The organism is Carboxylicivirga sp. M1479 (assembly GCF_007097485.1).
Classification (GTDB): Bacteria; Bacteroidota; Bacteroidia; order Bacteroidales; family Marinilabiliaceae; genus Carboxylicivirga.
On sequence record NZ_VKDE01000002.1, the window covers coordinates 1 to 25,506 of the forward strand.

Here is a 25,506-nt window from a genome sequence, read left to right on the forward strand (position 1 = left end):
GGGGTATTGTCTTGTTTTCCAACCATATCTGCAAGCTTTGTTACTAAAATACACAATTGCTTGCAGAACAAGAAACTTAATGAGATGTATTATCTACTGAATATCAACTCCCTAAGTCACTTTTAAGGTTTGACTATTTAGCTTTATCCTACTCAACATATTTTAAGGATTAATCACACCATTATGGTATATACAAAAGCACTCTTAGTAATTGACATGCAAAAGGGCTCCTTTACACCTGCCACGCCACGCTTTGATACTGTAGGTGTGGTGAGAAGGATCAACGAACTGGCTTCTATCTGTAGGGCACACAATTATCCTGTTATATATATTCAACACGACGGTACTGGAACTGGAGAATTTGAAAAGAATTCAACGGATTGGGAAAACCTGGATGAGCTAATTGTTGAAGCAAAAGATATATTGATTGATAAGTATGCGAATGATGGCTTTTACAACTCAAAACTGCAGGCGAAATTAAATGAATTGGGCGTCAACGAATTGATTATTACTGGTTGTGCCACTGATTTCTGTGTGGAGTCTACTATTCAATCTGCTTTAGTTAAAGCTTATCAGCTTACCGTTGTTGAGAATGGCCATACAACTGGAGAACGTCCGCATTTGACAGCCGCAAAAGTGATTGAACATTACAATTGGGTGTGGAGGAATATGCTACCCACCAATGGCAAAGTTGATGTGAAAAGCTTTGAAGAAATAAAAAATGCTATCAACGCTGGTAGAAGTTTATAACTTTGTGGCAGATAAAAGTAGTAAGCAAGTACTTTCCACTAAAGCAGTATAATGGATAAGCCTATAAATGAACAGCCCAACAACCCCTTGCATGGTGTAAAATTGAAAGATATTGTAGAGGCCTTAGTTGACTATTACGGTTGGGAGCAATTAGGCTATAATATTAATATCAATTGCTTTAACAAGGATCCGTCAGTTAAGTCGAGTCTTAAGTTCTTGAGAAGAACTCCATGGGCCCGAGAGGAAGTTGAGCAGCTATACCTTCGCTTAGGTCTTGGAGAAAAATAATAAGCGAAACGATGCTGTTATTCTTGTGTATTTCTTTTAGGCAAGAATTATCCGAAGCCACGAATCACGTATTAATAAACAAGTTGTAGGCGTCTCATCCACCATTCTATCCATAAACTTAAAATTGGGTTTCAGGTCCAAACCAAAAATATTACGATCTGATTAAGGGGGATTTTTATCAGAGTAGATTTCAGATCGTATTCTTATATCTAGATGGAAAACAGCATGTAGGTTTAATTGATTGCCAGGCAAGAAGTGAAAATAAGCTCGATTTTCACTTCAATGCGTCATTAATAGCCATGAATCTTGCTAAGCTGCGCATTGGTCAAGCATCCCCAAATAACAACTAAAATCATTTGCACTGGCATATGTTAAAACAGTAAACCATAACACATTACTGCTTGATTATTTTTTTAATGAGTTCGGGATTAATGCATACACACGAATAAATAAAAGGCGACTCTCAAAATTAATGAGGTACGGTACAATTGCAGCTTAAAATTTTAACAAAATATTGATTAATCATAGTACATAATAATACAAAAAGAGCAACTCCATCTGGAATTGCTCTTGTTTCTTATTCATCTTTATCTGTGGATGTTTTTTTATTACTCTTTAAGCGTTTGGCATCTTTTAGGCTTTTATGAATCATGTATTCGAGTTGTCCATTGACGCTCCTAAATTCGTCATCAGCCCATTTTTCAATTTGTTTAAATGTTTCTGGGTCAATTCGTAATACAAATGATTTTTTTTTACTCATGCCTACTAAGAATGTAATGAACCTGTGTTGATAACTGGTGTAGCTTCTTTATCGCCGCACAAAACTACCATTAAATTGCTAACCATCGAAGCTTTTTTATCGTCATCAAAGTCAATAATGTTATCCTCCGATAGTTGAGTTAGAGCATCCTCAACCATACCAACAGCGCCTTCAACAATTTTTTTACGAGCTGCCACAATGGCCACAGCTTGCTGTCGTTTTAGCATCGAACTAGCAATTTCAGGAGCATAGGCCAGATAGCCAATGCGTGCTTCGGTTACTTCAATACCTGCTATGGCAAGTCGTTCTGTAATTTCATTCTCTAATGCTTCATTCACTTCGTGCATGCCCGATCGTAATGTCATCTCCGCCTGAGCATCGTCGAAATTGTCGTACGGGTAAGAGCCTGCTAATTTTCGTACTGCAGCATCGGTTTGTACACGCACAAACTCTTCGTAATGATCAACTTCAAATGCTGCTTTGTAAGTGTTATTCACTTTCCAAACCAATATAACATTGATTAAGATAGGGTTACCAATTTTATCGTTCACTTTAACACGATCACTGTCAAAGTTACGGGCACGTAAAGAAATAGCTTGTTTACTGTAAAATGGGTTGGCCCAAAAGAAGCCATTTTCTTTTACCGTGCCTTTATACGCACCAAATAATACAAGCACTTTTGAACTGTTCGGATTGACGATAAAGAAACCTGGTAGAATTGCTAAAATAAAAGGTAGAGCGGCCAATAAAATAAATAAGCCGAAGATCACAATATTTGCAATAGTAGCTGCAAATAACACGAGGAATACGATCAACATGACGTATCCACTTTTGGGGTTGGTAGTTTGTTCTTGTCTCATAATGATATTAAAATAGTATCACAATGATAAATGAATTTGAGATTAAAGGCAAGTATTTTCTTATTTAAATACTTGCTTTCTAATGAATAGTATCTGCAAGTGTTATATTTGTGCTTAATTATTATGATGAAACGCGCTTTAATTTTACTATTTCTCATGTTTACCTTTACTTCTGTATGGAGTAAATGGGTTGAGGGCTATATTCAGACCAAGGATAGTGTGAGAATTGTTGGTGAAATTAAGTTGCCTAAAACCGACTTTTATACAGGAGGATGGTTCATAAAAGGCTTCGATCTGTCTTATTTATACTATGCAGTTAAATTCCGAGGGCCCGACAATAAAAGTCATATTTATTATCCTGATGAACTAAAATCTTTTAGTTTTAAATTTAAGGGTGAGGATCATTTTTTCATTAGTGAAACCCTTCATTATAAAAGTATTATTAAAATAGACCGGCAAAAAGATCGCTTTCTAAATGTTATTTATAGCGGAGCTTTAATGCTTTGTAGAAACGAATTGCAATTAGATGAAGAGCGGATAGAAGCCAAGATTATTGTTTATGAAGATTACTATTTGTACAATTCTCAATTGGGTTTAACCAAGTTAGAAGTCAGTAATAATTATCAAAGTTTGAATGAGATTCTCAAGCAATATGGGATGTCTGAAGTGTATTTAGAAACTATAAGTCATAAAATCTCTCTTCGAAATATAACGGAGGTTCTATTCGACTATGATCAATGGTTAATAAATAACAAGGATAATTTTCAGGTCGTTATTTGATCCATTTAATTATACGAAGAATCAGATAAATGGCTGTTAAGGTAAAAATAATGGTCGCCCCTGATGGTAAGTCAAAGAAATAAGCCATTAACAAGCCGCTAATACTTCCAAGCACACTAATTATAACTGATCCAAACATTACCTTTTTTAGGTCTTTGACAAACAAATTAGCTGCCGAAGCCGGAATTGTAAACAAGGATAAGACGAGAATAATACCCATTACTTTTATCGATAGCACAATGGATATGGCAACGAAAACGGCGATGACGTATTTAATTGCCTGCACCGGTAAACCTGATACTTTTGCAAATTGACTGTCGAAAGCAACTGATAGAATGACTGGGTAAAATATTAAAACCAGCACAATGCTGAGTGTTGCAATGCTGAATAGCCAAATTAAATCTAATACTTGCACCGTTAATACATCGCCAAACAAAAAGCCCATTAGGTTGGGCGTATAACCAGGTGTGATAAAAACAAATAGTATACCAATCGCCATTCCGAGTGACCAAAGAATAGCAATTGAACTATCTTCTCTAATACCTGCTTTTGTACTGCTCCATTCAATGCCAAGTGCTGATAAAAGAGCAAATATGGCTGCACCAAAAAAAGGAGGCCAGCCCATATAATAAGCGATTCCCATTCCGCCAAATGAAGCATGTGTGATGCCTCCACTAATAAAAACACTTCGCTTAGCAACAATATAACTGCCAACAATTCCTGCTATAATTGAGGTGAACAATGAGGCCAGCAAGGCATTTCTAAAAAATGAATAAGTGAATAATTCAAACAATTCATTCATGGTCGTGGTCCTTTAAAACGCGATGAGGTACTTTACCATGACTTACCAATTCAATTGGGCAGTTATAGGATTTAAGCACTTCGTTGGTAATTTTATTACTGTTATGGTAATGCAAGCCGCCGTTAACGCAGGCAATGGTTTTAACCATTGATGATATGGTGCCCACATCGTGCGATACCAATAGAATAGCCATTTGCTTATTCAAATCTTCTAGTAGATGATATAGATTGGCCTCAAAGGTTTTGTCAACGTAAGTATTGGGTTCATCCAAAATTAATAAGTTTGGTTCGCTAATAAGTGCTCTACAAAGAAATACACGTTGCATTTGTCCACCCGAAAGTTCTCCAATGGGTAGGTTATGACGCGTTTCAAAACCAATAAATTCCAATAACTCATCAACACGTTTTAGCTGTGCCTTTGTTGCTTTATGCCACCATTTTGTACTCGATCTTCCCGACAAAATAACATCCTTAATTGTTATCGGAAATTGTTTGTCAATGGTATTGACTTGTGGCAAATAACCAATTCTGAGATCTTGCGATTTTTCTATTTGGCCCGATAAAGGAGTATGCAAGTCCAAAATAAGCTTTAGTAGGGTAGTTTTTCCACCCCCATTTGGTCCTATAATTCCTATAAAGTCATTAGCATTCACTGTTAGGTCAACATTTTTGAGAACAGTTGTATCGTCATAAGCTGCAGAAATGTTTTTTAGTCGGATTAGTGGTTTCATAGCCTTTAGTCTTACTGTGTCTCAAGATAATTGATGAAACGTTCCATTTCATTTTTCCACTGCTCGTCTAAGGGGTTTACCTGAACGGTGGTGGCACCTATTTCTTTGGCAATTACCAGCGCATTTGATTGATCAAATTCTTGTTGAATATAAATGGTTTTAATTTGCTTCTCTCTGGCATTTTCTATGGTTGTTTTTAATCGGCCAGGAGTTGGCGTTTTACCTTCAAATTCAATGGTTATTTGCTCAAAACCATAGGCTTGTGCCAAGTAGGTATATGCCGGATGAAAGATCATAAAGGCCAGATTTGGATTTCGTGAGGCAACGGTTTTTAAACGCTCATCCATTTCGTCTAATTCCGACATTAACAGTTCGTAGTTTGATGCGATTACACCCTTATGCTGAGGAAATAGTTCAACTAAATACTGACGTGTATTTTTTATTATTTGTTGCACTTCTTTAGGCGATGTCCAAATATGAGGATCCACGCCTGCACTGCAGATGTGATCATGATCATGGTGATGATGACTGTGGTCTCCATGAATAGTCGAAATACCATTGGACATGTCAAACCATTTCAAATTTGGGTTGGCCGACTGTATTTTCTCTACCCATACAGATTCAAAACCTAAGTGCCCCATTTTTAGATAGGCTACCGATTTTGATAATTTTTTAATCTGTGTTGCCGATGGAGCATAGGTAGCATGATCAGATCCCTGAGGAATCATAATGTTCACATCAATGGTATCTCCTATTAAGCGTTCAATAAAGTATTTCTGCGGAGCTATGCTGACAGTCAATATCTCTTTGCTTTGATCTGCTTGTTGTAAATTACATCCAACTAAAAGTATGGAAATTAAGAATGTAAATAATAGTTTGTTAATCATGTATAATCGCGCTAGTGTGTTTTGAATAATTTGGACGGTTAACCATACAAAAGTACTTGAACTGGCGAAGAAATGCAACAATGTTGCAATAATAAAAAGATGCGAATATCTTTAATAGCTTTGTCCGAATAATTGGAAGATGGATTCGGTATAAGTTTTTGATACGGGTATTTCTACAAGAGGTTGTGTGTTAAGCTTTATTCTCAAGCCATCTTTTGTTCGTTCAATCATCTTAACTTTTCTAAAATTAACCATGTATGAACGATGACATCGAATAATGTTGAGTGGCTTAAGCGTATCTTCAAGTTTTTTAAGCGTGTTTCGAAGTAGAAATTTCTCCTGTTTCTGCTGGTGTGAATAATAAATAGTTACGTAATTATCGGCGCCTTGCAGGTATAGTAAATCATCCTGTTTAATAGATAAACGCATAGTGCCCTTGTCATCATTAAACATCACCATACCGTTCACTTCTGGCTTAATAGTATCTATGTCACCTTCTTCCAAAGCTTCTAATTTCTCCTTGTTATCCATCCATGCAAAAAACAACCACGATACTGTATAAGGTATTAATAGAACCAGAGCTGTGTTAAGAATTGATACTTTAAAAGCCTCTTCGAAAGTTCTAGGATCATGTAATATTATTAGTTCGTAAAGCGTGTAGAACAACGACATGCAAATAATTTCAATGGCTATTGAAAGAAGATAGCGACCTATTGAAATGTGTTTGCCTCTTTTTGCCCGGTGGTACATTATAATTCGGCTAATTACCACAACCAATACGCCTGTTAGGATAACAAGGCTTGAGTATAAAAAGAGTTCAAGTTTGGAGATTTCAAACCAATTGCTAACATCAAATGGTTGATAAATATTAATGAATACCAAAGCAAAGGTCGCCGTGAAAAGAATTAAGCGAACTATGTTTTTCTTTTTTACCTGATAGGATGGTAATGCTTTGCTAAAATCCATAATGGGCTAAAGATGCAATTTATACTTTAATTTTTGAAGACAATTCTGGTAATTTACGTATTATTTAAAGATTAGTAAGGCTGTTTTTCACCCCACACTATCGAATTTCACCCCAATATTTTGAATTTAAGCCCTGATTGATAGTGGAAATCACATAAAATTGCACATTCCTTTTTTGTTGACTTGGTTTGCATTCGTAAGATGTAAACAGGCAGAACATCCTATCGTATTCGAAACTCCATGAATTATTTTTTTCTATATCAAACTCTGAAAGAACATCTTTTATCGGGAGTAGCCACACTACCTCCTGATAAAGATGCTTTCGGTATATCTATAGAAGAGTTTCATTCCAAATCTTCTGTGGCATCGTTTACAACCGCACCAAGTGCTTTTGATTTGAAAAGTGGCGAGCAGGAGAAAAACAATCACTTTACATATCCAATGTTTAGGCCGCTAAATAACACACCAACTGACGGGTGCATTATTCTTTTGCATGGATTAAATGAACGTAGTTGGGAAAAGTATTTGCCCTGGGCCTATCAGCTAGCTAATAATACCAATAAATCGGTCATCTTATTTCCTATTGCCTATCATATGAATCGCTCACCAAAAGCATGGTGCGATCCGCGTCAGATGACAGCTTTTGTTAAGAATAGAAAGGTACAGCTGCCGCAAGTAAAAGGATTGAGTGTGGCCAATGTGGCATTGAGCGAACGTTTAACAAATCATCCAGAACGTTTTCTTCTTTCTGGCTTCCAGGCTGCCAATGATATATTGGCTTTGGTTAAAGAAATAAAATTGGGCAAACATGCGGGTATTAAAAAAGACGGGCGCATCGATTTTTTCGCGTACTCAATTGGCTCCTTTTTAGCTCAAATTATGTTTTTGGCTCATGGTGAACGAGAACTAGCAAAGAGCAAGCTCTTTATCTTTTGTGGAGGAAGTGCTTTTGCCGATTGGCAAGGCATATCGAAATACATAATGGATAGCCGTGCTTTTGAAACTTTACACAGCTACTATAATAAAGCCAAAGTGGAAGGGAGTGAACAAGTGAATGATTTATTAAGTAATACTCGCTTAGGACAATCCTTTGTAGATATGCTTTCCTTAAGCAATCTTAGGCAAAAAGGAGAACATTATTTTGCCTTTATGAAAGATCGCTTATCGGCGGTTGTACTTAAAAACGATTCGGTGGTAATTGCCGATACGGTAAAAAAAACATTAAAGGGGATGCATTTTGAGGAATGGGATTTAAACTATCCGTATTCTCATATTATGCCATTTCCATTGCTTTCTAATAAATTGGTAAATCAGGTTAATGAGGCTTTTGACAAATTAATGTCAAAGTCGGCTCTGCTTTTTACAACATGTTGAGAATGAATGATTGTTAACCTGAAAAAAAAGGGTGATTGGTTAAACGTAACCATCACCCTTTTTTAGTTTTATAGAGGCTTGACCTTTTTATCCAAGCATCTCAACCACTTGGTTGAAAACATTCTCGCCTGTAAAGCCAAATTCTTTGTCAAGTACAGTATAAGGGGCTGAGTAACCGAAATGGTTAAGTCCCCAAACTTTTCCATTGGCACCAACTAAGCCTTCCAATGTTACTGTTAAACCAGCTGTCATACCAAAACGTGGTGTTTCAACCGGAAGAATAGCATTTTGGTAAGCTGCATCTTGTGTGCGGAATAATCCTTCAGAGATAACGGATACAACATTTACTTTTAAGCCTTTTTGCTCGCGAAGTAATTTAGCACCATCAACCAAAGTAGCAACTTCAGAACCCGACGCTAATAACACTACATCTGGTGTATCGGCATCTTTCTCCACAATGTATGCTCCTTTTTCTGCCTGCAAAGCCATTTCGTATGAACTTCCTGGTAAGTTAGGAATGTTCTGACGAGATAGAATTAATGCAGTAGGTGTTTTTGTGTTCTCCATTGCCATTTTCCAGGCAACAGTTCCTTCGTTAACATCAGCAGGACGAACAACTAACATGCTGTTTTCTCCGTGGTGGTTTTGTAACTTCTCCATCAAACGAATTTGAGCTTCTTGCTCAATTGGCTGGTGGGTTGGGCCATCTTCACCTACACGGAAAGCATCGTGTGTCCAAATGTATTTAACTGGTAATTGCATTAAGGCTGCCATACGAGCCGCTGGCTTCATATAGTCAGAGAACACAAAGAAAGTACCACAAGCAGCAATTACACCACCGTGAAGTGCCATACCGTTAGCGATAGCTCCCATTGTTAACTCAGCAACACCAATCTGTAAGAATGCTCCTGAGAAATCACCTTTTTTAAATACAGTTGTTTTCTTTAAGAAACCATCTGTTTTATCTGAATTGGCCAAGTCAGCCGACATCACAATCATGTTTTCAACCTGCTCGGCAAATACGCCAAGAGCCGTTGCAGAAGCTGCACGTGTAGCGCTACCAGCTTTTTGCTCAATGGCTGAATAATCAACATTTGTTTCGCCAGATTTGAATTGAGCTAATTTAGCAGCTAACTCAGGGTTTGCTTTTGCCCATGCAGCTTCTTCAGCTTTCTTTTCAGCTACAAAAGCAGCTTTTTTAGCATGTGCTTCAGCGTATAGCTCTTCAACACCCTCTAATAATTGGAAAGGGTTAGCAACATCACCACCTAAGTTTTTAATTGTATCATCAATTGATGCACCAGCAGCACTTAATGGCTGTCCGTGGGTTGAAACTTGCTTTTCAAATGAATCGCCATCGCCCTTAACAGCACCTTTACCCATTACTGTTTTACCAATAATTAAGAATGGTTTCTCTGTTTCAGCCTGTGCAGCATCCAAAGCTTTACGAATTTGATCGTGGTCGTTACCATCAATAGTCATGGTAGCCCATCCCCAAGCTTCATATTTTTTAGCTGTATCTTCAATCGTTACATCATCACAAATTGTTGATAACTGAATATCGTTTGAATCGTAGAACATAACAAGGTTACTCATTCCTAAGTGACCAGCTAAACGACCAGCGCCCTGAGAAATTTCTTCTTGAATACCACCATCCGAAATAAATGTGTAGATGTTATGACTCATCCAGTCGCCAAAGCGAGCCGCTAAAAAGCGTTCAGCAATTGCAGCACCTAAAGCCATTACATGACCTTGTCCTAATGGGCCAGATGTATTTTCAACACCTCTTACAAAGTCCACCTCTGGGTGACCTGGTGTTGGGCTACCCCATTGTCTGAAGTTAGCCAATTCGTCCATGCTATATGTACCAGTTAAAGCTAAACCAGAATATAACATAGGAGACATGTGTCCTGGGTCAAGGAAAAAACGGTCGCGGTTAAACCAAGTGCGATCCGATGGGTCGTAGTTCAAATACTCCGAAAACAATACATGCATAAAATCTGCACCACCCATTGCACCACCTGGGTGACCTGATTTTGCTTTTTCAACCATTGCGGCTGATAAAATCCGAATGTTATCGGCTGCGCGCTTTGAAATGTTCTTGTCCATTACGTTTTTTAAAATTAAAAATTTCATACAGTACCTGTGCTGTATGGAACTTGTTAAATAGCTCAGCGAACCGAGCTACTAACAGTTTCTATTGTTGATAATTTACCCTGTAAATAAACAACAGTAGAACAGTCTTCAAACTTGGCGCAAAAATACACTTTTTTCCCTTGTATATTAATTTAAATCAACATGATTTTTGTTGTTTTTAGTTGATTAGCTACTCTTTATAATGTAGCTGGAAGTAATTGGATGTAGCAACGTAGCCAAATAACTACGACATAATGATTACTTTTGAATTATAAATTAATACGATTTGTTGCTATGTTAAAGATTGTTGCTGATGATAAAATCCCTTTTCTAACTGGCGCTTTAGAGCCGAAGGCTGAGGTGAAATATATGGCGGGAGGAGATATTTCCAATGAAGATTTAAAAAATGCTGATGCCTTAATAACAAGGACCCGAACCAAATGCAATGAGGGTTCGTTAAACGGAACTTCGGTAAAAATGATAGCCTCAGCAACAATTGGTTTTGATCATATAGATACCAATTGGTGTGAGCAAAACAATATAAAATGGACCAATGCACCTGGTTGCAATTCAGAATCGGTAAAACAATATTTGGGAGCTGTTTTGGCTTTGCTAGTGAGTGAAAAAAAGTGGGTTCTGAAAGATAGAAGTATTGCTGTTGTTGGTGTAGGAAACGTAGGGAGTAAGGTGAGTGCTATGGCAAAAGCGCTAGGCATGACCGTTTATGAAATTGATCCGCCAAGGGCAAGGCAAGAGAACAATATGCATTTCGTTAATTTAACTGATGTGGTGAATAAAGCCGATGTTATTACTTTTCATACGCCACTAAGCAAAACAGGAGAAGATAAAACCTTGCATTTGTGCGATGATAACTTGCTTAAATGTATGAAATCGGATGCAATAGTGGTTAATTCTTCGCGCGGAGAAGTGATTGATGGGCAGAGTTTGAAAGCGGCTTTAACAGAAAAGCAGATTGGTGGAGCTGTAATCGATGTGTGGGAGAATGAACCTGCCATTGACAAAAACTTAGTTGATTTGGTATGGATTGGAACACCTCATATTGCTGGGTATTCAAAAGACGGAAAGGCTAAAGGCACCCAAATGAGTGTTCAAGCTATTAGTCGTTTTTTTAAATTGGGAATGGATGATTGGGAGGCAAGCGGACTGCCACTTCCTGAGCAGGCACAACTAGAGATTAATTGCGTGGGTTTAACAGAAGACGAAGTTATTGCCCGTGCAATTCTACATACTTACCCATTATTTAACGATGATGCTGATTTGCGTGGTGACTTGGCGAAGTTTGAATACCTACGTGGTGCATACCCTGTGCGCAGAGAGTTTAAAGCTTACCAGATTGTGTTAGAAAATGGCAATGAATCCATGTTAAAAAAACTGATTGATATTGGTTTTGGTAAGGTCATAAAAAAAATGAGCGGCAGATAAAACGATATCCACCGCTCTTTAAATTCTACACTTTACTAAGGTTTAATTGATGTGTTTTTACAAACGTTTCTAATGAATCTTGTAAGGTTGGATCGCCAATCTCTTGTAAGTCGTAGTGTACACGAGTATTGGCTTTGCTGATTTTTACAATTCGGTTTAAATCAATTGGCGTTCCAATGATGATGGAATCACACGGCACATTGTCAATGCTTGCTTGCAAATCTTTTACTTGCTCTTCGCCATAACCCATGGCAGGAAGCAAAGCCCCAATGTTTGGGTAAATTCGGTAGGTATCTGCCAATTTTCCTATCGCATATTCGCGTGGATCAATAATTTCAGCTGCTCCATATTTTTTAGCAGCCACCGTGCCTGCACCCAGTTTCATCTCACCATGCGTGAGGGTGGGGCCATCTTCAATTACCAATACGCGTTTACCTTTTATGGCAGAAATATCTTCAACGCGAATAGGAGAAGCACCATCTATAACGATTGCTTTTGGATTAGTCGCTTCTATGTTTGCTCTTAACTGGTTAATGTCTTCGGGAGCGGCGCTATCCATTTTGTTGATGACCACAATATCGGCCATTCGCAAGTTGACTTCCCCAGGATAATAGCTCAGCTCGTGGTTAACACGATGGGGATCGGCCACGGTTATTAATAGGTCGGGCTGGTAAAATGAAAAATCATTGTTGCCACCGTCCCATAATATCACATCGCAGCCATCTGGATCATTTTCAGCCGCATCTAAAATAGCTTGATAGTCAACGCCAGCATAAATTACATTGCCTCGCACAACATGAGGTTCGTATTCCTCCATTTCTTCAATGGTGCATTCATGAAATGCTAAATCGTCAAGGCTGGCAAAACGTTGAACTTTTTGCTTAAGTAAATCGCCATAGGGCATTGGATGGCGTATGGCAACTACCTTTAAGCCTTGCTCCATTAATATTTCAATTACTTTGCGCGAAGTTTGGCTTTTGCCACAGCCAGTTCTGGTGGCACAAACAGATATGACTGGCTTGTTGCTTTTGATTTGCGTGTCCTTTGGGCCGAGAAGCATAAACGAGGCACCTGCCGCATTAACTCTCGCCGACACATTCATCACTCGATTATAAGGAACATCCGAATACGAAAAGATACAAACATCAACTTCATTCTCTTTAATGAGCCTTTCCAGTTCTTCCTCGGCGTAGATGGGTATGCCTTGTGGGTAAAGCTCGCCAGCTAGTTCGTCAGGGTATTTTCTACCGTCGATATCAGGTATTTGTGCAGCTGTAAATGCAACCACTTGGTAGTCTCTGTTGTTTCTTAAAAAAGTGTTGAAGTTGTGAAAATCTCTTCCGGCAGCGCCGATGATAATGGCTCGTTTCATTTTTTATTGATTTGGTTATTAATTGATTGGGTAGCTAGTTGTAGCTTGACTACTATAAATGTACCGGAAGCAGTATTAAATGGCTAGTGGAGTAAACATGTTAAGAAACAGAATGGTAATGTTGATTTAGTGAGCATGTTCACGTAATTTAATAAGTTTGTCGTATGAATTTTTTGGCTCATCTATATTTATCGGGCGATAATACAGGCATCCAGATTGGTAACTTTATTGGCGACCATGTGAAAGGACGCGACTATGAGAAGTATGCGCCAACAATTCGTCAGGGTATTCTTTTGCATCGAAAAATTGATCATTTTACCGACACACACCCTTTGGTTAAGCAAAGTGCCAGGAAACTGAACGATGGATATGGGCGTTACTCAGGCATTGTGATGGATGTGTTTTACGATCATTTTTTAGGTGTTAATTGGTCGCATTTTAGCGATGTGAGTTTGTCGCAATATGTTTCTGCTGTACATAAAACATTGCTGCGAAACTACTTTAAATTACCTGCTAATGTGAAGCGCTTTCTACCATTCATGGTTAAGAGCCGTCGTTTAGAAACCTATGCAACTAAAGAGGGCATTAAGCGAAGTTTAGAAATTATGGCCAACTATTCGTCATTACCTGCCGAAACAGATTGGGCAATGGAACAGATGGATTTGCATTATCAGGCCTTGAACGATGAGTTTATGGCGTTTTTTCAGGAAGCTCGAATAATGGCCAATGAAGAGTTGCAATTAGCTCTTTAAACGTGCTTTCATCATACGGTCTTTGCCATTAATATCTTTCCTGTATTCAATGTTGTTAAATCCTGCAGTACTTAACATGGCCTCCATGTCCTTTGCCAGGTACTCATTAATTTCGAAATATAAATACCCTTGAGGATTGAGTATTTGCTTTGCCAGTAGGGCAATGCTACGGTAGAAAAGTAATGGGTCGGTATCTTTTACAAACAAAGCGGTGTGTGGCTCATTCTCCAGAACATTGGCCTCCATCATGCTTTTTTCTAACTCACGAACATATGGTGGGTTACTTACAATGCAATCAAACTTTTCGGCGTTGGGTTGATGGTTGAGTACGTCAATTAACTCAAACTGAACTTCTTGTTTTAAGTGTTTAGCATTTTGTTTAGCTACTGCAAGAGCTTCTTCCGATATGTCCCATGCCGTAACCTGTGTGTTGGGCATGTTTGCTTTTAATGCTGTTGCAATGCATCCGCTCCCTGTTCCAATATCAAGTAGGCTGTTTATCGGAAGTTGATCGGTCAATATCCAATTAACCAGCTCTTCGGTTTCGGGTCGTGGAATAAGCACGGCAGGACTTACGCTAAATTGAAGATTGTAAAACTCAGTGTGTCCAATGATATATTGCAGAGGGATGTGTTGCTTTAGCTGCTCTTTATATCCATCAAGTATTTGAAGTTGCTTTTCATCAAGTTGCTCACGATTCATCATCAATAACTCGGTGTTGCTAACCTTCAATACCTCTTGTAGTAAGAGTTTTGCCATTTGCCTGATCTCGTACTCTGGATAATAATCACTAAGCTCTGTTAGTAGCTTAGAAGTGAATTGATGAATCGTAGTGCCGCTCATTTTTTGTATCTTGAACGGCAAAATTACGAAACTCCAATGAATCATTTATCGATTGATGAAAAATACATGCAGCGTTGCCTGCAATTGGCACAATTGGCTGAAGGCAATACTTATCCGAACCCAATGGTTGGCAGTGTTGTGGTGCACAATGGTAGGATTATAGGAGAGGGCTATCATCGAAAATCAGGCGAGCCCCATGCCGAAGTAAATGCGGTACATTCGGTCAAAGATAAAAGTCTATTAAAAGAATCGACCTTATATGTCAACCTTGAGCCATGTGCACATTATGGCAAAACACCGCCTTGTTCCAAATTAATTATTGACCATCATATTCCCAAAGTTGTTATTGGCTGTATCGATTCATTTTCTGAGGTTTCGGGCAAAGGTGTCGCCATGATGGAAGCAGAAGGTATCGAGGTCATAAGCGGAGTGTTGGAAGCCGAGAGTTTGGAGTTGAACCGTCGTTTTTTTACTTATCACAATAAAAAACGTCCATACATTATCTTAAAATGGGCCGAAACGCTTGATGGTTTTATCGATATTGAACGTACACAAGAAAATTACGGGCAACCAACCTGGATAACAAACGAATGGGCCAGACGAGCTGTGCATAAACAACGCAGTACAGAACAAGCAATTTTGGTTGGTACTTATACCGCTATTAAAGATAATCCCTCGCTAACCTTGCGCGATTGGTCGGGCATACAGCCTTTGCGATGTGTTATTGATAAAAAGTGTCAATTGGATGAATCATCGAAACTGCTTGATGGTTCGTGTGCAACGGTTGTTTATAATTGTGAACAATCAAAAATAGATGGACTAACTGAATATGTAAAAGTAAATGAGGAAGAAGTGCAGGATCAGTTATTGACCGACCTTTGGCAACGAGGTGTTCAATCTGTGATTGTAGAGGGAGGCCAGGCTACCTTACAACATTTAATTGCATCTAATTTATGGGATGAGGCACATCAGTATGTTGGCGATGTGGTTTTTAAGGCGGGAATACCAGCTCCAAAGGTCAAAGGAACTTTTATTCGTCAGGAAAGTTTTGGTTCCAGTAAACTATTGGTGCATCGTAATAATTTGTAAATTACCAACTACGAACATTTATTCAACTCTATGGATTTTATTGATTCTATTCCTCCTCTGGTAATTAACATTGTTAAGGTGGCTTATGTATTTGCCATGCTGGCCATTGTGTTTGTGGTAATGCTCGAAAACAGAAGTCCACTTAAAACCATTCCCTGGATGTTGGTACTGCTTTTTGTGCCTGTTTTAGGTGTGGTCTTTTTTGTGTTCTTTGGGCAAAACCTTCGAAAAGAGAAGATTATTAGGCGTAAGGGACTGAAGAATCATGATTTGGTGCGTGAGATTGCACACTCACAAAGTAGCAAATTAGCAGAAGGAAACATGGATGATATGTCCATGGTGGCTAATAATAAAAAGCTCATTCAGTTATTTTTAAATAACTCATCATCCATATTAACTATTGGTAATCAGGTAGATGTTTTAAACAATGGCGAGGCCACTTTTGCTTGTATCCTGGATGCCTTAAAGAATGCCCGTCAAAGCATTCATCTGCAATATTATATTTTTGATGAGGATGAAATTGGCAATCAGATACTGGATATACTAAAGGAAAAGGCAAGTAAAGGTGTTGAGGTTCGCATGATTGTTGATGATGTGGGTAGTTGGGAGTTGAAACGTCCATTCTTTAAGAGTTTACAGCGTTATGGTATTGAGATTTATAGCTTTTTAACTGTTCGTTTTCCTTCTTTAACCTCCAAAGTAAATTATCGAAATCATCGTAAGATAGTGGTAGTAGACGGAGAGATTGGCTTTTTAGGAGGCCTAAATGTGGCTGATCGATACATAAAAGGTAATCCTGTTTATGGTATTTGGCGCGATATGCATTTGCGTATAACGGGAGATGCTGTAAATGCTCTACAATCAGTGTTTTTTATCGATTGGTATTTTGTGAGTCAGAAAGACATTGCAGATCCGAAATACTTTCCACCTAAAAATCCTATTGGCGATAAGGCTGTTCAAATTGTTACCAGTGGTCCGGATTCTGATTGGCCAGGCATTATGATGGGTTACTACCAAGCAATTGCCAATGCGCGAAAATACGTTTACATTACCACGCCATACTTTATGCCAGGTGAAAGCGTTTTGATGGCACTTAAGGCATCGGCCATGAGTGGTGTTGATGTGCGCATACTAATTCCTGAGAAAAGCGATGCTTATTTTACTGCTTTGTGTACCAAATCGTATATAAAGGAGATGCTTATTACTGGCGTTAAATTTTATTTCTATCAACCAGGCTTTTTACATAGTAAAATGATGGTGGTGGATGATGAGTTGTGCACCATTGGTACCACTAATATGGACTTCAGAAGCTTTGAGCAAAACTATGAGGTGAATGCCTTTATTTTTGATGAAGAAAAAAGTATTGAAGTAAAAGGTTATTTCTTAGAAGATCAGAAACAATCGCGTTGCATTAATTTAGATGAATGGAAAAAACGACCGCGTTGGCAGAAAGCTAAAGAGTCGTTCGCTCGTTTATTTAGTCCCTTATTGTAAACAATTGCTTGTTGGCTTTTCGAACAGTACTTTTCTGTCAATCAATAAGTCTCCACATTTCTAAAGAATAAGATGTTTGGTCCTTAAACAGGATGCTTATGACTTTAACTTATTAGAGTGTTGATCTTACTGCTCCACCTTCCAAAGCGTAAACTTGACCGCTTACAAATTCGGCCATGGGCGATAGTAGCCAGGCTGCCAAATTGCCCAAATACTCTGGGTTACCAAATTGTTTAGCAGGTATGTCCTCAATAAAATTAGCTTTGGTGGTTTCAAAATCTATACCTGTCATCTGGCTTTTCTTTTCAATAAGACGGTTGATGGCAGAAGTGTCGTGCGCACCTGGAGCTATCATGTTAAAATTAATATTCTGACCGCTTACTTCTTGAGACGCCGTTTTCATCATGCCTAAAACAGCTAAACGCAGCGATGTGCTCAGTACGAGATTCTCATAGGGCTGCTTAACCGATGAGCTCTCGACATAAACCAAGCGACCATAACCCTGGTTTTTAAAGTGCGGTAAAAGTTTTTGCGTTAGTTCTACTTTCCAACGTAATATGCCCCTGTAGGCATCATCCCAGTCCGATAAACGCGTTTCTTCAAATTGCTTGGCTGGTGGGCCTGACGAATTAATGAGGATGCCATTTATTTGGTGACCGCTAGCGAGGCTAACCAGTTGATTAATCGTATCTGATTGAGTTACGTCTCCTTTAATGCCAGTAAATAACTTTTGGAATTGAAGTTCCATCGCATCCAGCCCTTCTTGCTGGCGTGCAATGCCAATTACTTTAGCGCCTTCAATCATTAATGCAATGGCCGTAGCACGACCAAAACCCGCGGTAGCACCGCATACGATAAAGCTGTGGTTATTTATTTTCAGATCCATGGTTTAGAAGTTTCCTTTATTGACAATTTGAAGTACAAAAGGTTTAAAGGTATGGAGTGATAGATGCTTAAAGTTTTGCAATGGCGCGTTTGTTGGCTTTTTACTTTCAACTTAATGCAGTTAAAGTTGAGATAAAATAGAGCTGGACTGTTTTTATTGAATAGCATTCTATTTTAGTCCTTGTTTGAATTTAGGGTATTAATTACTAGTAAATGTGCTTTACTCTTTTTGTGTAACAGATTTCTTTAATTCGGTCAATTATTTACTTCTTCATCACAAACATGTACCTTATGTAACTCTGCATAATACAACTCTAATTATAGTGTTGATTTTATTGCGGCAGAGAAAGGATTCATTGTCCAAAGGCATGAATAGGGAACAATCATTTTACCTTACTAAGAATAACGTACATGAATCGATTGGTAACTTCTTTGTTTAAGTGTATTGTTTTTATCATTGCGTTTGCGTGTAGCAATGATGATTGTGGTGATGAAATATTTATTGACGTCAATTCAAAAAACAGAAAAGTGTTAATCATTGGTATCGATGGTTTTAGAGCAGATGCGATGCAAGCTGATATTTCACCCTTTTTATTTAAATTATCTCAACGAGATGAAACTTACTTTAATAATGAGCATCTAGTTGAAAGATTAACTTTTAGTGGTCCTAATTGGACAAGTATACTAACTGGGGTACATGTGCAAAAACATCAGGTAAGAACGAATGATTTAAGATATCACAATCTACGAGAGTATCCTCATGTGTTTGACTATATTGAATTGGCCGATAGTGGACTGAATACTATTTCGGTGTCGAGTTGGAAAATAATAAACGAACGAATTGTATTGGGAAATGCCGATTATGCGCACACATTCGTTTATAACGATGAAGAGGTTTATAATATTGCGAAGCAGCTCCTGACGGAGGGTGAGCCAATTGAGCCAAATGTGATGTTTATGTCATTTCATGATCTTGATAGGGCAGGACATAAATATGGGTTTAGTGCTCAATGTACCGAATATACTATAGCATTAGGCCGAATTGACACCTATGTTGAGGATGTTATTTCTATTGTAAATGCAAAACGAGATCTTGGTGAAGACTGGTTGATAATGATTGTTTCTGATCATGGAGGCGCCAATAAAAGTCATACAGGTGGATATAACAACTACCATATTCGACATACGGTTTTTTATGCAAATCATCCAAGCATTTGCTTCAAACAATCGCACGTTAGTTCACAAGTAGATGTAGCGCCGACGGTGTTAAGTTTTTTAGGTATTACCAGCCAAGAGTTTAACTGTAAGACAGATGGAGTATCGTTAACCGAATGAGTGTTGGAGATTAAACTATCAAATAGAGTTCTGAAAATTACATCGCTTAGTTTTATTGTTTATTTTTTTTTGCTTGACTTAGCAAAGGGGTTAAAATCGATGCATCGCTGTACCCACTTGTCTAAATCTTCATCCATGTCTATGCCACGTGGCTCAATCATCACATATCCTTTCATGGGCTTGCCGGTAAAATTCATCACTTTACAGCCTTCCTCCTTTAGTGCCTCTTCGTAGATGCTTGGCGAAATGCGCGCCATCAAGTCATTCTTAATGATACCAATGCACATTTTATTATCTATCATAAACGTAAGCCCTCCCATCATCTTTTTCTCTTGGTATAGAGTGCCTTTAGTGCGCAATGACAACCTGATTCTGTCTGCTAAATGTTCGTCGTAAGCCATTGGATTAATGTTTTTATAATTAAATACAGTGCCTTATTTTAGGGGTAAATTTTTACATAAATGGAAAGCCTACATTTACATATGCCCTTACTTTCCAGTCGTCAAGATTGGTTCCTAGACCAACAGTAATTGGCCCAATTAGGGAGTTGATAGAAAGACCTCCTCCAAAACCAATGATGTATTCATTCGCTCCTAGGTAAAAGTTTTGCCCTTCAAATGTTTTGTTGCCGTAGTTGGGAGAGTAAATACCATTAGCTGCCGCATGAGCATAGATGGTTGGAGTAATGTTAAAATTTATTTTAAAACTACCTAAAGCATAGTTTTCGGCTATTTTTTCCCGGTAATTTAACCCGATAAAGGCAGCGTCTCCCGTACTAATATTGTATGCCGTACCACCAATGTGGTGCATGTCAAAAAATGGGGCATCAGCTGAAAATGCGGCTAAAGAAGCACCTACTTCAATATGCGTATTCTTTGATGCACTAAAGTTCTTTTGATAATGAAGCGATCCTGCTAAGTAATATTGCTCAGGTACGTCGATAAATGGTTCTATAAGTGCTTTGGCATCTGACTCGCCTTCGTAAAATTCGTATGCCTTATAATTGAGCTTTGCTTTAAGGTGTATGTGGTGTCCTTTAGTGGCATAAAAACGTTTGTTAAGTGTGTTCCGATCTGCAATCAATGTACCGTAAACAAATCCATTTCCAAACAATTCAACACCTTGATCAAATACATTTGATAAACCCGAGGCTTGGGTTACTCTAATTTCCTCCCAGGAAACTTTGGCCGCAATCATTGATCTTGTTTTGTAAGAAAGGAAGATGCCACCTCCAGCCATTATTTGACTATAATTAAGTGTTCCTGCTTTTTTTAGGTTGTTTTGGTATATGGGTAAAGGTGTGTACTCAAAGTATCCATCAGCAATAAATCCAGTATTTTGTTTCTCTCCCAAGTAGCTTATCATCTCTCCGTGTGCTCTCGGGTTTTCTGATATGTCGGTAGTTATGGATAGGCGACTATTCTTAAAAATTAAGTTGCGTAGGGTAATATTGGCAATTAGGCCAGCCTTTAACTCATTGTCGTAGTGGATTGAGAATTTGGTTCTGGCAAGTTTTGTTTCTTCGGTATTAAATGTGATGATGTAGTTCGATTCGTCGGGCTCAATATCGTAGGTTACCAAATTGTAAAAGCGGGTGCCAATCAGTCGGCTAATGCCTGTATTAATTCTTTCTTTACTAATCGTATCGCCCTCGTTTATGCCAAGTTTTGATAGAAAATAATTGCGAGAGACATGCTGGCGATTGTTTATGATGATTTTAGATACCACCAAGGTGTTGGCAGTATAATTATTTGTTTTTGGTGTACGTTTTTGTATGCCAAGTGAGTCAGCCAAGTGTCTGAATGCTTCTTCTTGCAGGCGGGCCGCTTCTTCTCCACGCTCAATAATACCTTCTCCATCGGTAAAACTTGCTGATGTGTAAGGATGCAGTTCAGGTGTAATCAGATAATCAGTAGCGTCAATGGACTCATCTAAGACTGTACTGCTGCCAATCATGGCCGAGGTCATCAGTATTTCAGTAATACTTTTTAAATCTTCAATGTCTGGTTTTTCACTGCTGCCAACGTTCACCCCAATAATAATGTCTGCACCCATTTCTCGGCACAAACGAGTTGGGAAGTTATCCAGAACACCACCATCAACCAGATACATACTATCTTTTTCAACTGGTGTAAATACCGATGGTATGGCCATGCTGGCTCTCATGGCTTGGACTAAGTCACCATCTTTATATACATAAGATTCTCCAGTCACTAAATCAACAGCTACACATCGAAAGGGAATGGGCAAATCGTCAAATGTTGCACAGTCGGATACATGCCAAGTGAGGTCAGAAAGCATTCTCGAAATTTGTTGTCCTTGAACCATGCCAGCTGGCAGTTTTATGCCTTTGGGAGTAATGTCGAACTCCAATTGAAAACGATTATAATCTGCTTTTTCTTCAGGTACCACATCGCTAAGTGGTATTTGGTCACTTAAAACTACCGCCCAATCAATTGTTCTAACAATAGAATCCATCTCTGTTGCCGAATAGCCAGCGGCATAAAGTCCACCAATGATACTACCCATGCTTGTTCCAGTAATATAATCAGGTCGAATACCTGCTTCCTCCAGAACTTTGATAGCACCAATATGTGCGAGGCCTTTTGCACCACCACCACTAAGCACAAGTCCTATTTTTGGGCGAGCTGGCTCCTCTTGCGACAGCAACCGTATGCTATTGAGGCAAAATAGAACCAGTAGTATGGAGCCTAGTAGTTTAGTCATGTTAATTTTATTGGGTGTTCTTAATCAGTATCACAGATCCATACATATCTGTAAGTTCAACAAAACATTCAGGTATTCCTTCTTCGAACTCATCTACGGCTTTTTTTACCCCCGACCAATCGTGATTATAATCATGTACGATAATAGCGCCTTTCTGATTTAATTTTGGGTAAAAGTAATTGAGTGCATCTATAGTTGACTGGTAGAGATCTGCATCAATGTGAACTAAAGCATATCCATCCTCATTAAGCCCTTCTGTTGTTTCAGGAAATATGCCCTCCTTGATGATTAGTTTTTCATTGTTACCATTGATGTATTTAAGCACTTCCTCAGGGGATGTGTTGCCAAAATGAACAGTTTGCGGCCTTACAGTTCCGTCACAATCTTCCTTGATTACCTGTTTTGGTAATCCGCTAAAACTATCAAAAAGATAAAAGTTCTTTTGGGGCAGAAAATCATGGATCATTTTGGCCGTTTCGCCTTTGTATACGCCTAGCTCGGCGATAGCTCCTTCAATTTTCTGTTCCTTAATACGTTTTAGTTGCAACCACAAGGCGTAAAACCGCATCTTATCCTTAAACCCTTTCTCTAATTTTAATGTTGATCGATTGTGTTCTTTCTTTTTTTGAGCATCTAACCATGCAAAAGGTTTAAATAATTTGTGCGTATAGAAGCTCCAAAAATAGCTCAGTGCCATTAAGACCACCAGATTAACGAGAATTAAGTTTGCGTATTGAATAAGTGTCATGCGTGTGTTTTTATAAACAAATATAAATCAATTTTAATGGCTATTAATCCCTTTCTACATTAAATAATTGTCGATTTAACAATTGGCAAAGTACCTAAGTTTATAATTATTCATATCTAAGAGTTAAAGTTACGAACTTTAGAATGCCTGTTATGCGATAATTATTGGAGCGTTTATTAATGTATAAAGTGTATGTGTCCATGGTTGAAGTTAGTGCCAAGTTGAGTTATTTAATAAATCATTACTTTTAAGCATCACAAAAACTAATTAACCATGAGATATTTTATTCCTCTATTGATTATTCTTTTGGCCGCATGTCAAAAACCTGAGCCAACTCAAATGGATTGGGCTATAGCATTGCATGGCGGTGCTGGCAATATGGATAGTACTAAGTTCTCAGCAGATGATATTCTGCGATATGAAAAAGCTTTGCAAGATGCTTTGGAAATTGGTAAAGATGCACTAAAAGATAGTGTTACAGCGATTGAAGTGGTTGAACTAGTTGTAAGAGAGTTAGAGGATAATCCATTGTTTAATGCAGGTAAAGGTTCTGTTTTTTCTCATGATGGGCGTAATGAATTGGATGCAGCCATTATGGATGGGCGTAATTTAAATGCAGGCGCAGTTGCAGGTGTGGGAGATATTCGTAATCCAATTAGTGCGGCACGTTTGGTTATGAATGAATCGCCTCATGTATTATTAATCGGAAAGGGAGCTTCTCTTTATGCTTCGCAGAATGGGATTGAGATGGTTGATAGTTCGTATTTCTACACCGAAAAAAGATGGCAATTACTGCAGAGAACATTACAACGAGCAGGAAAGAATGGGACCGTTGGTTGTGTGGCTTTAGATAAAAGTGGTAATCTGGCCGCTGCTACATCTACTGGTGGGATGAACAATAAGCGTTACGGCAGGGTAGGCGATGTGCCAATTATTGGTGCTGGTACCTATGCCAACAATGCTACTTGTGCTGTTTCTGCAACCGGACATGGCGAGTATTACATTCGTTTTACGGTGGCACACGATATTTCTGCATTGGTTGAGTACAAAGGGATCAGTGTAATGGAGGCAGCTAAACAGGTTGTGAATGGTAAGTTATCAAATACCGAGGGCAATGGAGGCGTTATTGCAGTTGATAAGTATGGGCAGGTAGTACTTGAGATGAATTCAACAGGAATGTTTAGGGCTTGGGCTAACTCGGCCGGTAATGAAGAGGTTGCTATCTTTAATCATATCCCAATAGTAGAGTCGAACTAGCAATAAAAAAAGAACCCGTTCACTATGTAATTGAAATGAACGGGTTTATCATTTTATTTTTAAATAGGCTTAAACTTCATCTGAATAATAAGCCAATGGTAATTCCCGTAAATTATAGCGATTAGCCATTATTTCGCCATAGGCACCTGTTGATCGAATGGCAATTAAATCGCCTCTTCCAGTTTGAGGTAAATCAATAGCTTTGCCGAAACAATCACTCGATTCGCATATAGGACCAACAACATCGTATTTCTCTGTTTCTTTGGCAGAAACAAGGTTTTCAATTTTGTGGTAAGCCTGGTAAAGAGCTGGGCGTAATAAATCGCTCATGCCAGCATCAACAATAGCAAACTTTGTATTTACTCCGTTTTTAACATACAATACGCGAGTTAGTAAAGCACCACACTGAGCTACCACAGAGCGGCCAAGCTCAAAATGTACTTCCTGTTCTGGCTGTAACTCCAGAAACTCGTCAAATATTTTAAAAAAGCTTTTAAAATCAGGAATAGATCCTTCATCAGGCTGTTCATAGTCGATGCCTAAACCACCACCTACATTAATTACTTTTGGTAAAATTTGCTGACTAATAAACCACTTCTGTATTTCATTTACACGCAGGCATAGTTCTTTAAACGATAACAAATCTGTTATTTGTGAACCGATGTGGAAGTGTAAGCCTTCTAGCTCTACATTCTTTAGCGTAGCCAATGCTTTAATCACGTTTTCAAGATCCCACTGGTTGATGCCGAATTTGTTTTCTTCCAGTCCTGTGGTTATGTAGTGGTGCGTATTGGCATTAACATTGGGGTTAATGCGTAATGCTACTCGTGCTATTTTGCCTTTCTTTTCAGCCAGTTCATTAATAACTTCCAATTCAGGAATTGACTCTACATTAAAACAAGCTATGTCATTTTCCAGACCTAAATTAATCTCCCAATCAGCTTTACCCACTCCGGCAAAAACTACACCTTGTGCATCGAAACCAGTTTCTAATGCTTTTTTAACTTCGTTGCCACTAACACAGTCAGCGCCAAAACCAGCTTCTTTAATGGTTGATAAAATACGATCGTTAGCATTGGCTTTTACGGCATAATGTACTTTAAAACCATAGTTGCCTGCTTCGTTATTAATGCTATTTAATGTGGCATTCAACAACTCCATATCGTAATAGTAAAATGGGGTTTGATGCTGTTGCAATGCGTCAATAGGAAAAGTAAAATTCATCTTT

Annotated in this window: 25 protein-coding genes; 10 read left to right on the top strand and 15 right to left on the bottom strand. The window is 38.4% G+C overall.

What is annotated here, in order from left to right:
- Window positions 1-183: 183 nt before the first annotated feature.
- Entirely contained in the window at window positions 184-750 is a 567-nt protein-coding gene (locus tag FNN09_RS01800) for an isochorismatase family protein (protein ID WP_143299763.1), read from the top strand.
- A 63-nt stretch (window positions 751-813) separates the two neighbouring features.
- Window positions 814-1,038 carry a VF530 family DNA-binding protein gene (locus FNN09_RS01805; protein WP_370511662.1) on the top strand — a complete coding sequence of 75 codons (225 nt, stop codon included), beginning with the start codon at window positions 814-816 and terminating at the stop codon, window positions 1,036-1,038.
- Window positions 1,039-1,074: 36 nt separating this feature from the next.
- Here FNN09_RS01805 and FNN09_RS21545 read toward each other — a convergent pair whose 3' ends face one another.
- The 3 genes from FNN09_RS21545 to FNN09_RS01815 all read right to left on the bottom strand — a co-directional run bounded on the left by FNN09_RS21545 (window position 1,075) and on the right by FNN09_RS01815 (window position 2,658).
- Window positions 1,075-1,188, bottom strand: a complete 114-nt coding sequence (locus tag FNN09_RS21545; RefSeq protein WP_366520148.1) for a hypothetical protein — start codon at window positions 1,186-1,188, stop codon at window positions 1,075-1,077.
- 427 nt (window positions 1,189-1,615) lie between these two features.
- Complete coding sequence (locus tag FNN09_RS01810; protein WP_143299765.1) at window positions 1,616-1,798, bottom strand: Arc family DNA-binding protein; 183 nt, start codon at window positions 1,796-1,798, stop codon at window positions 1,616-1,618.
- A gap of 5 nt (window positions 1,799-1,803) precedes the next feature.
- Complete coding sequence (locus FNN09_RS01815) at window positions 1,804-2,658, bottom strand: SPFH domain-containing protein (RefSeq protein WP_143299766.1); 855 nt, start codon at window positions 2,656-2,658, stop codon at window positions 1,804-1,806.
- Window positions 2,659-2,784: 126 nt separating this feature from the next.
- Here FNN09_RS01815 and FNN09_RS01820 point away from each other — a divergent pair, with 126 nt between their 5' ends.
- Complete coding sequence (locus FNN09_RS01820; RefSeq protein WP_143299767.1) at window positions 2,785-3,438, top strand: hypothetical protein; 654 nt, start codon at window positions 2,785-2,787, stop codon at window positions 3,436-3,438.
- Here the strand turns inward: FNN09_RS01820 and FNN09_RS01825 are convergent.
- The 4 genes from FNN09_RS01825 to FNN09_RS01840 form a co-directional block, all read right to left on the bottom strand.
- Window positions 3,431-4,240 (bottom strand): metal ABC transporter permease, encoded by an 810-nt coding sequence (locus tag FNN09_RS01825; protein ID WP_143299768.1) that lies wholly within the window; start codon window positions 4,238-4,240, stop codon window positions 3,431-3,433. The two genes, FNN09_RS01820 and FNN09_RS01825, sit on opposite strands and share 8 nt — an antisense overlap.
- Window positions 4,233-4,970, bottom strand: coding sequence for a metal ABC transporter ATP-binding protein (locus FNN09_RS01830; protein WP_143299769.1), 738 nt, complete (start codon window positions 4,968-4,970; stop codon window positions 4,233-4,235). Before FNN09_RS01830 ends, FNN09_RS01825 begins: the two co-directional genes overlap by 8 nt.
- Before the next feature lie 11 nt (window positions 4,971-4,981).
- On the bottom strand, window positions 4,982-5,857 hold the full coding sequence (locus FNN09_RS01835; RefSeq protein WP_143299770.1) for a metal ABC transporter solute-binding protein, Zn/Mn family: 876 nt from the start codon (window positions 5,855-5,857) through the stop codon (window positions 4,982-4,984).
- Window positions 5,858-5,968: 111 nt separating this feature from the next.
- A complete protein-coding gene (locus FNN09_RS01840; RefSeq protein WP_143299771.1) occupies window positions 5,969-6,823 on the bottom strand; it encodes a LytTR family DNA-binding domain-containing protein in 855 nt (284 codons plus the stop codon).
- Window positions 6,824-7,063: 240 nt separating this feature from the next.
- On the opposite strand from FNN09_RS01840, the gene FNN09_RS01845 reads away from it, so the two are divergent.
- Window positions 7,064-8,197 carry a DUF6051 family protein gene (locus tag FNN09_RS01845; RefSeq protein ID WP_143299772.1) on the top strand — a complete coding sequence of 378 codons (1,134 nt, stop codon included), beginning with the start codon at window positions 7,064-7,066 and terminating at the stop codon, window positions 8,195-8,197.
- A gap of 87 nt (window positions 8,198-8,284) precedes the next feature.
- Here the strand turns inward: FNN09_RS01845 and FNN09_RS01850 are convergent, their stop codons facing one another.
- Window positions 8,285-10,306 (bottom strand): transketolase, encoded by a 2,022-nt coding sequence (locus tag FNN09_RS01850; protein ID WP_143299773.1) that lies wholly within the window; start codon window positions 10,304-10,306, stop codon window positions 8,285-8,287.
- A 321-nt stretch (window positions 10,307-10,627) separates the two neighbouring features.
- On the opposite strand from FNN09_RS01850, the gene FNN09_RS01855 reads away from it, so the two are divergent.
- Entirely contained in the window at window positions 10,628-11,776 is a 1,149-nt protein-coding gene (locus tag FNN09_RS01855; RefSeq protein WP_143299774.1) for a 4-phosphoerythronate dehydrogenase, read from the top strand.
- 25 nt (window positions 11,777-11,801) lie between these two features.
- Here FNN09_RS01855 and FNN09_RS01860 read toward each other — a convergent pair whose 3' ends face one another.
- Window positions 11,802-13,148, bottom strand: a complete 1,347-nt coding sequence (locus FNN09_RS01860) for a cyclic 2,3-diphosphoglycerate synthase (protein ID WP_143299775.1) — start codon at window positions 13,146-13,148, stop codon at window positions 11,802-11,804.
- Between the two features lie 164 nt (window positions 13,149-13,312).
- Here FNN09_RS01860 and FNN09_RS01865 point away from each other — a divergent pair, with 164 nt between their 5' ends.
- The gene (locus FNN09_RS01865; protein WP_143299776.1) at window positions 13,313-13,900 is read left to right on the top strand and encodes an ACP phosphodiesterase; all 588 of its coding nucleotides are present in this window, start codon (window positions 13,313-13,315) and stop codon (window positions 13,898-13,900) included.
- Here FNN09_RS01865 and prmC read toward each other — a convergent pair.
- Entirely contained in the window at window positions 13,889-14,743 is an 855-nt protein-coding gene (prmC, locus tag FNN09_RS01870) for a peptide chain release factor N(5)-glutamine methyltransferase (protein ID WP_143299777.1), read from the bottom strand. The two genes, FNN09_RS01865 and prmC, sit on opposite strands and share 12 nt — an antisense overlap.
- A 36-nt stretch (window positions 14,744-14,779) precedes the next feature.
- Between prmC and ribD the strand changes: the two genes are divergently transcribed.
- Together ribD and cls are read left to right on the top strand one after the other, a co-directional pair.
- Window positions 14,780-15,832: a bifunctional diaminohydroxyphosphoribosylaminopyrimidine deaminase/5-amino-6-(5-phosphoribosylamino)uracil reductase RibD gene (ribD, locus tag FNN09_RS01875; protein WP_143299778.1), complete on the top strand. Its 1,053-nt coding sequence runs from the start codon at window positions 14,780-14,782 to the stop codon at window positions 15,830-15,832.
- Window positions 15,833-15,862: 30 nt separating this feature from the next.
- Window positions 15,863-17,326, top strand: coding sequence for a cardiolipin synthase (gene cls / locus FNN09_RS01880; protein WP_143299779.1), 1,464 nt, complete (start codon window positions 15,863-15,865; stop codon window positions 17,324-17,326).
- Between the two features lie 112 nt (window positions 17,327-17,438).
- Here cls and FNN09_RS01885 read toward each other — a convergent pair whose 3' ends face one another.
- A complete protein-coding gene (locus tag FNN09_RS01885; protein ID WP_143299780.1) occupies window positions 17,439-18,212 on the bottom strand; it encodes an SDR family oxidoreductase in 774 nt (257 codons plus the stop codon).
- Between the two features lie 410 nt (window positions 18,213-18,622).
- On the opposite strand from FNN09_RS01885, the gene FNN09_RS01890 reads away from it, so the two are divergent.
- Complete coding sequence (locus FNN09_RS01890; protein ID WP_143299781.1) at window positions 18,623-19,546, top strand: alkaline phosphatase family protein; 924 nt, start codon at window positions 18,623-18,625, stop codon at window positions 19,544-19,546.
- Between the two features lie 59 nt (window positions 19,547-19,605).
- Here FNN09_RS01890 and FNN09_RS01895 read toward each other — a convergent pair whose 3' ends face one another.
- From FNN09_RS01895 to FNN09_RS01905, 3 genes are read right to left on the bottom strand one after another with little or no spacing between them, the layout of a single operon-like run.
- The gene (locus tag FNN09_RS01895; protein ID WP_143299782.1) at window positions 19,606-19,947 is read right to left on the bottom strand and encodes a TfoX/Sxy family protein; all 342 of its coding nucleotides are present in this window, start codon (window positions 19,945-19,947) and stop codon (window positions 19,606-19,608) included.
- A 52-nt stretch (window positions 19,948-19,999) separates the two neighbouring features.
- On the bottom strand, window positions 20,000-22,273 hold the full coding sequence (locus tag FNN09_RS01900; RefSeq protein WP_143299783.1) for a patatin-like phospholipase family protein: 2,274 nt from the start codon (window positions 22,271-22,273) through the stop codon (window positions 20,000-20,002).
- A gap of 7 nt (window positions 22,274-22,280) precedes the next feature.
- Complete coding sequence (locus FNN09_RS01905) at window positions 22,281-23,021, bottom strand: TylF/MycF/NovP-related O-methyltransferase (RefSeq protein WP_143299784.1); 741 nt, start codon at window positions 23,019-23,021, stop codon at window positions 22,281-22,283.
- A 273-nt stretch (window positions 23,022-23,294) separates the two neighbouring features.
- On the opposite strand from FNN09_RS01905, the gene FNN09_RS01910 reads away from it, so the two are divergent.
- Window positions 23,295-24,278: an isoaspartyl peptidase/L-asparaginase family protein gene (locus FNN09_RS01910; RefSeq protein ID WP_143299785.1), complete on the top strand. Its 984-nt coding sequence runs from the start codon at window positions 23,295-23,297 to the stop codon at window positions 24,276-24,278.
- A 69-nt stretch (window positions 24,279-24,347) separates the two neighbouring features.
- Here the strand turns inward: FNN09_RS01910 and lysA are convergent, their stop codons facing one another.
- Entirely contained in the window at window positions 24,348-25,502 is a 1,155-nt protein-coding gene (gene lysA / locus FNN09_RS01915) for a diaminopimelate decarboxylase (protein ID WP_143299786.1), read from the bottom strand.
- Window positions 25,503-25,506 lie beyond the last annotated feature (4 nt).

What these genes read in the sequence shown, in the direction of transcription:
- FNN09_RS01800 (WP_143299763.1), top strand. Translation starts at nt 184, where the DNA reads ATGGTATATACAAAAGCACTCTTAGTAATTGACATGCAAAAGGGCTCC.
- FNN09_RS01810 (WP_143299765.1), bottom strand. Translation starts at nt 1,798, where the DNA reads ATGAGTAAAAAAAAATCATTTGTATTACGAATTGACCCAGAAACATTT.
- FNN09_RS01815 (WP_143299766.1), bottom strand. Translation starts at nt 2,658, where the DNA reads ATGAGACAAGAACAAACTACCAACCCCAAAAGTGGATACGTCATGTTG.
- FNN09_RS01820 (WP_143299767.1), top strand. Translation starts at nt 2,785, where the DNA reads ATGAAACGCGCTTTAATTTTACTATTTCTCATGTTTACCTTTACTTCT.
- FNN09_RS01825 (WP_143299768.1), bottom strand. Translation starts at nt 4,240, where the DNA reads ATGAATGAATTGTTTGAATTATTCACTTATTCATTTTTTAGAAATGCC.
- FNN09_RS01830 (WP_143299769.1), bottom strand. Translation starts at nt 4,970, where the DNA reads ATGAAACCACTAATCCGACTAAAAAACATTTCTGCAGCTTATGACGAT.
- FNN09_RS01835 (WP_143299770.1), bottom strand. Translation starts at nt 5,857, where the DNA reads ATGATTAACAAACTATTATTTACATTCTTAATTTCCATACTTTTAGTT.
- FNN09_RS01840 (WP_143299771.1), bottom strand. Translation starts at nt 6,823, where the DNA reads ATGGATTTTAGCAAAGCATTACCATCCTATCAGGTAAAAAAGAAAAAC.
- FNN09_RS01845 (WP_143299772.1), top strand. Translation starts at nt 7,064, where the DNA reads ATGAATTATTTTTTTCTATATCAAACTCTGAAAGAACATCTTTTATCG.
- FNN09_RS01850 (WP_143299773.1), bottom strand. Translation starts at nt 10,306, where the DNA reads ATGGACAAGAACATTTCAAAGCGCGCAGCCGATAACATTCGGATTTTA.
- FNN09_RS01855 (WP_143299774.1), top strand. Translation starts at nt 10,628, where the DNA reads ATGTTAAAGATTGTTGCTGATGATAAAATCCCTTTTCTAACTGGCGCT.
- FNN09_RS01860 (WP_143299775.1), bottom strand. Translation starts at nt 13,148, where the DNA reads ATGAAACGAGCCATTATCATCGGCGCTGCCGGAAGAGATTTTCACAAC.
- FNN09_RS01865 (WP_143299776.1), top strand. Translation starts at nt 13,313, where the DNA reads ATGAATTTTTTGGCTCATCTATATTTATCGGGCGATAATACAGGCATC.
- prmC (WP_143299777.1), bottom strand. Translation starts at nt 14,743, where the DNA reads ATGAGCGGCACTACGATTCATCAATTCACTTCTAAGCTACTAACAGAG.
- ribD (WP_143299778.1), top strand. Translation starts at nt 14,780, where the DNA reads ATGAATCATTTATCGATTGATGAAAAATACATGCAGCGTTGCCTGCAA.
- cls (WP_143299779.1), top strand. Translation starts at nt 15,863, where the DNA reads ATGGATTTTATTGATTCTATTCCTCCTCTGGTAATTAACATTGTTAAG.
- FNN09_RS01885 (WP_143299780.1), bottom strand. Translation starts at nt 18,212, where the DNA reads ATGGATCTGAAAATAAATAACCACAGCTTTATCGTATGCGGTGCTACC.
- FNN09_RS01890 (WP_143299781.1), top strand. Translation starts at nt 18,623, where the DNA reads ATGAATCGATTGGTAACTTCTTTGTTTAAGTGTATTGTTTTTATCATT.
- FNN09_RS01895 (WP_143299782.1), bottom strand. Translation starts at nt 19,947, where the DNA reads ATGGCTTACGACGAACATTTAGCAGACAGAATCAGGTTGTCATTGCGC.
- FNN09_RS01900 (WP_143299783.1), bottom strand. Translation starts at nt 22,273, where the DNA reads ATGACTAAACTACTAGGCTCCATACTACTGGTTCTATTTTGCCTCAAT.
- FNN09_RS01905 (WP_143299784.1), bottom strand. Translation starts at nt 23,021, where the DNA reads ATGACACTTATTCAATACGCAAACTTAATTCTCGTTAATCTGGTGGTC.
- FNN09_RS01910 (WP_143299785.1), top strand. Translation starts at nt 23,295, where the DNA reads ATGAGATATTTTATTCCTCTATTGATTATTCTTTTGGCCGCATGTCAA.
- lysA (WP_143299786.1), bottom strand. Translation starts at nt 25,502, where the DNA reads ATGAATTTTACTTTTCCTATTGACGCATTGCAACAGCATCAAACCCCA.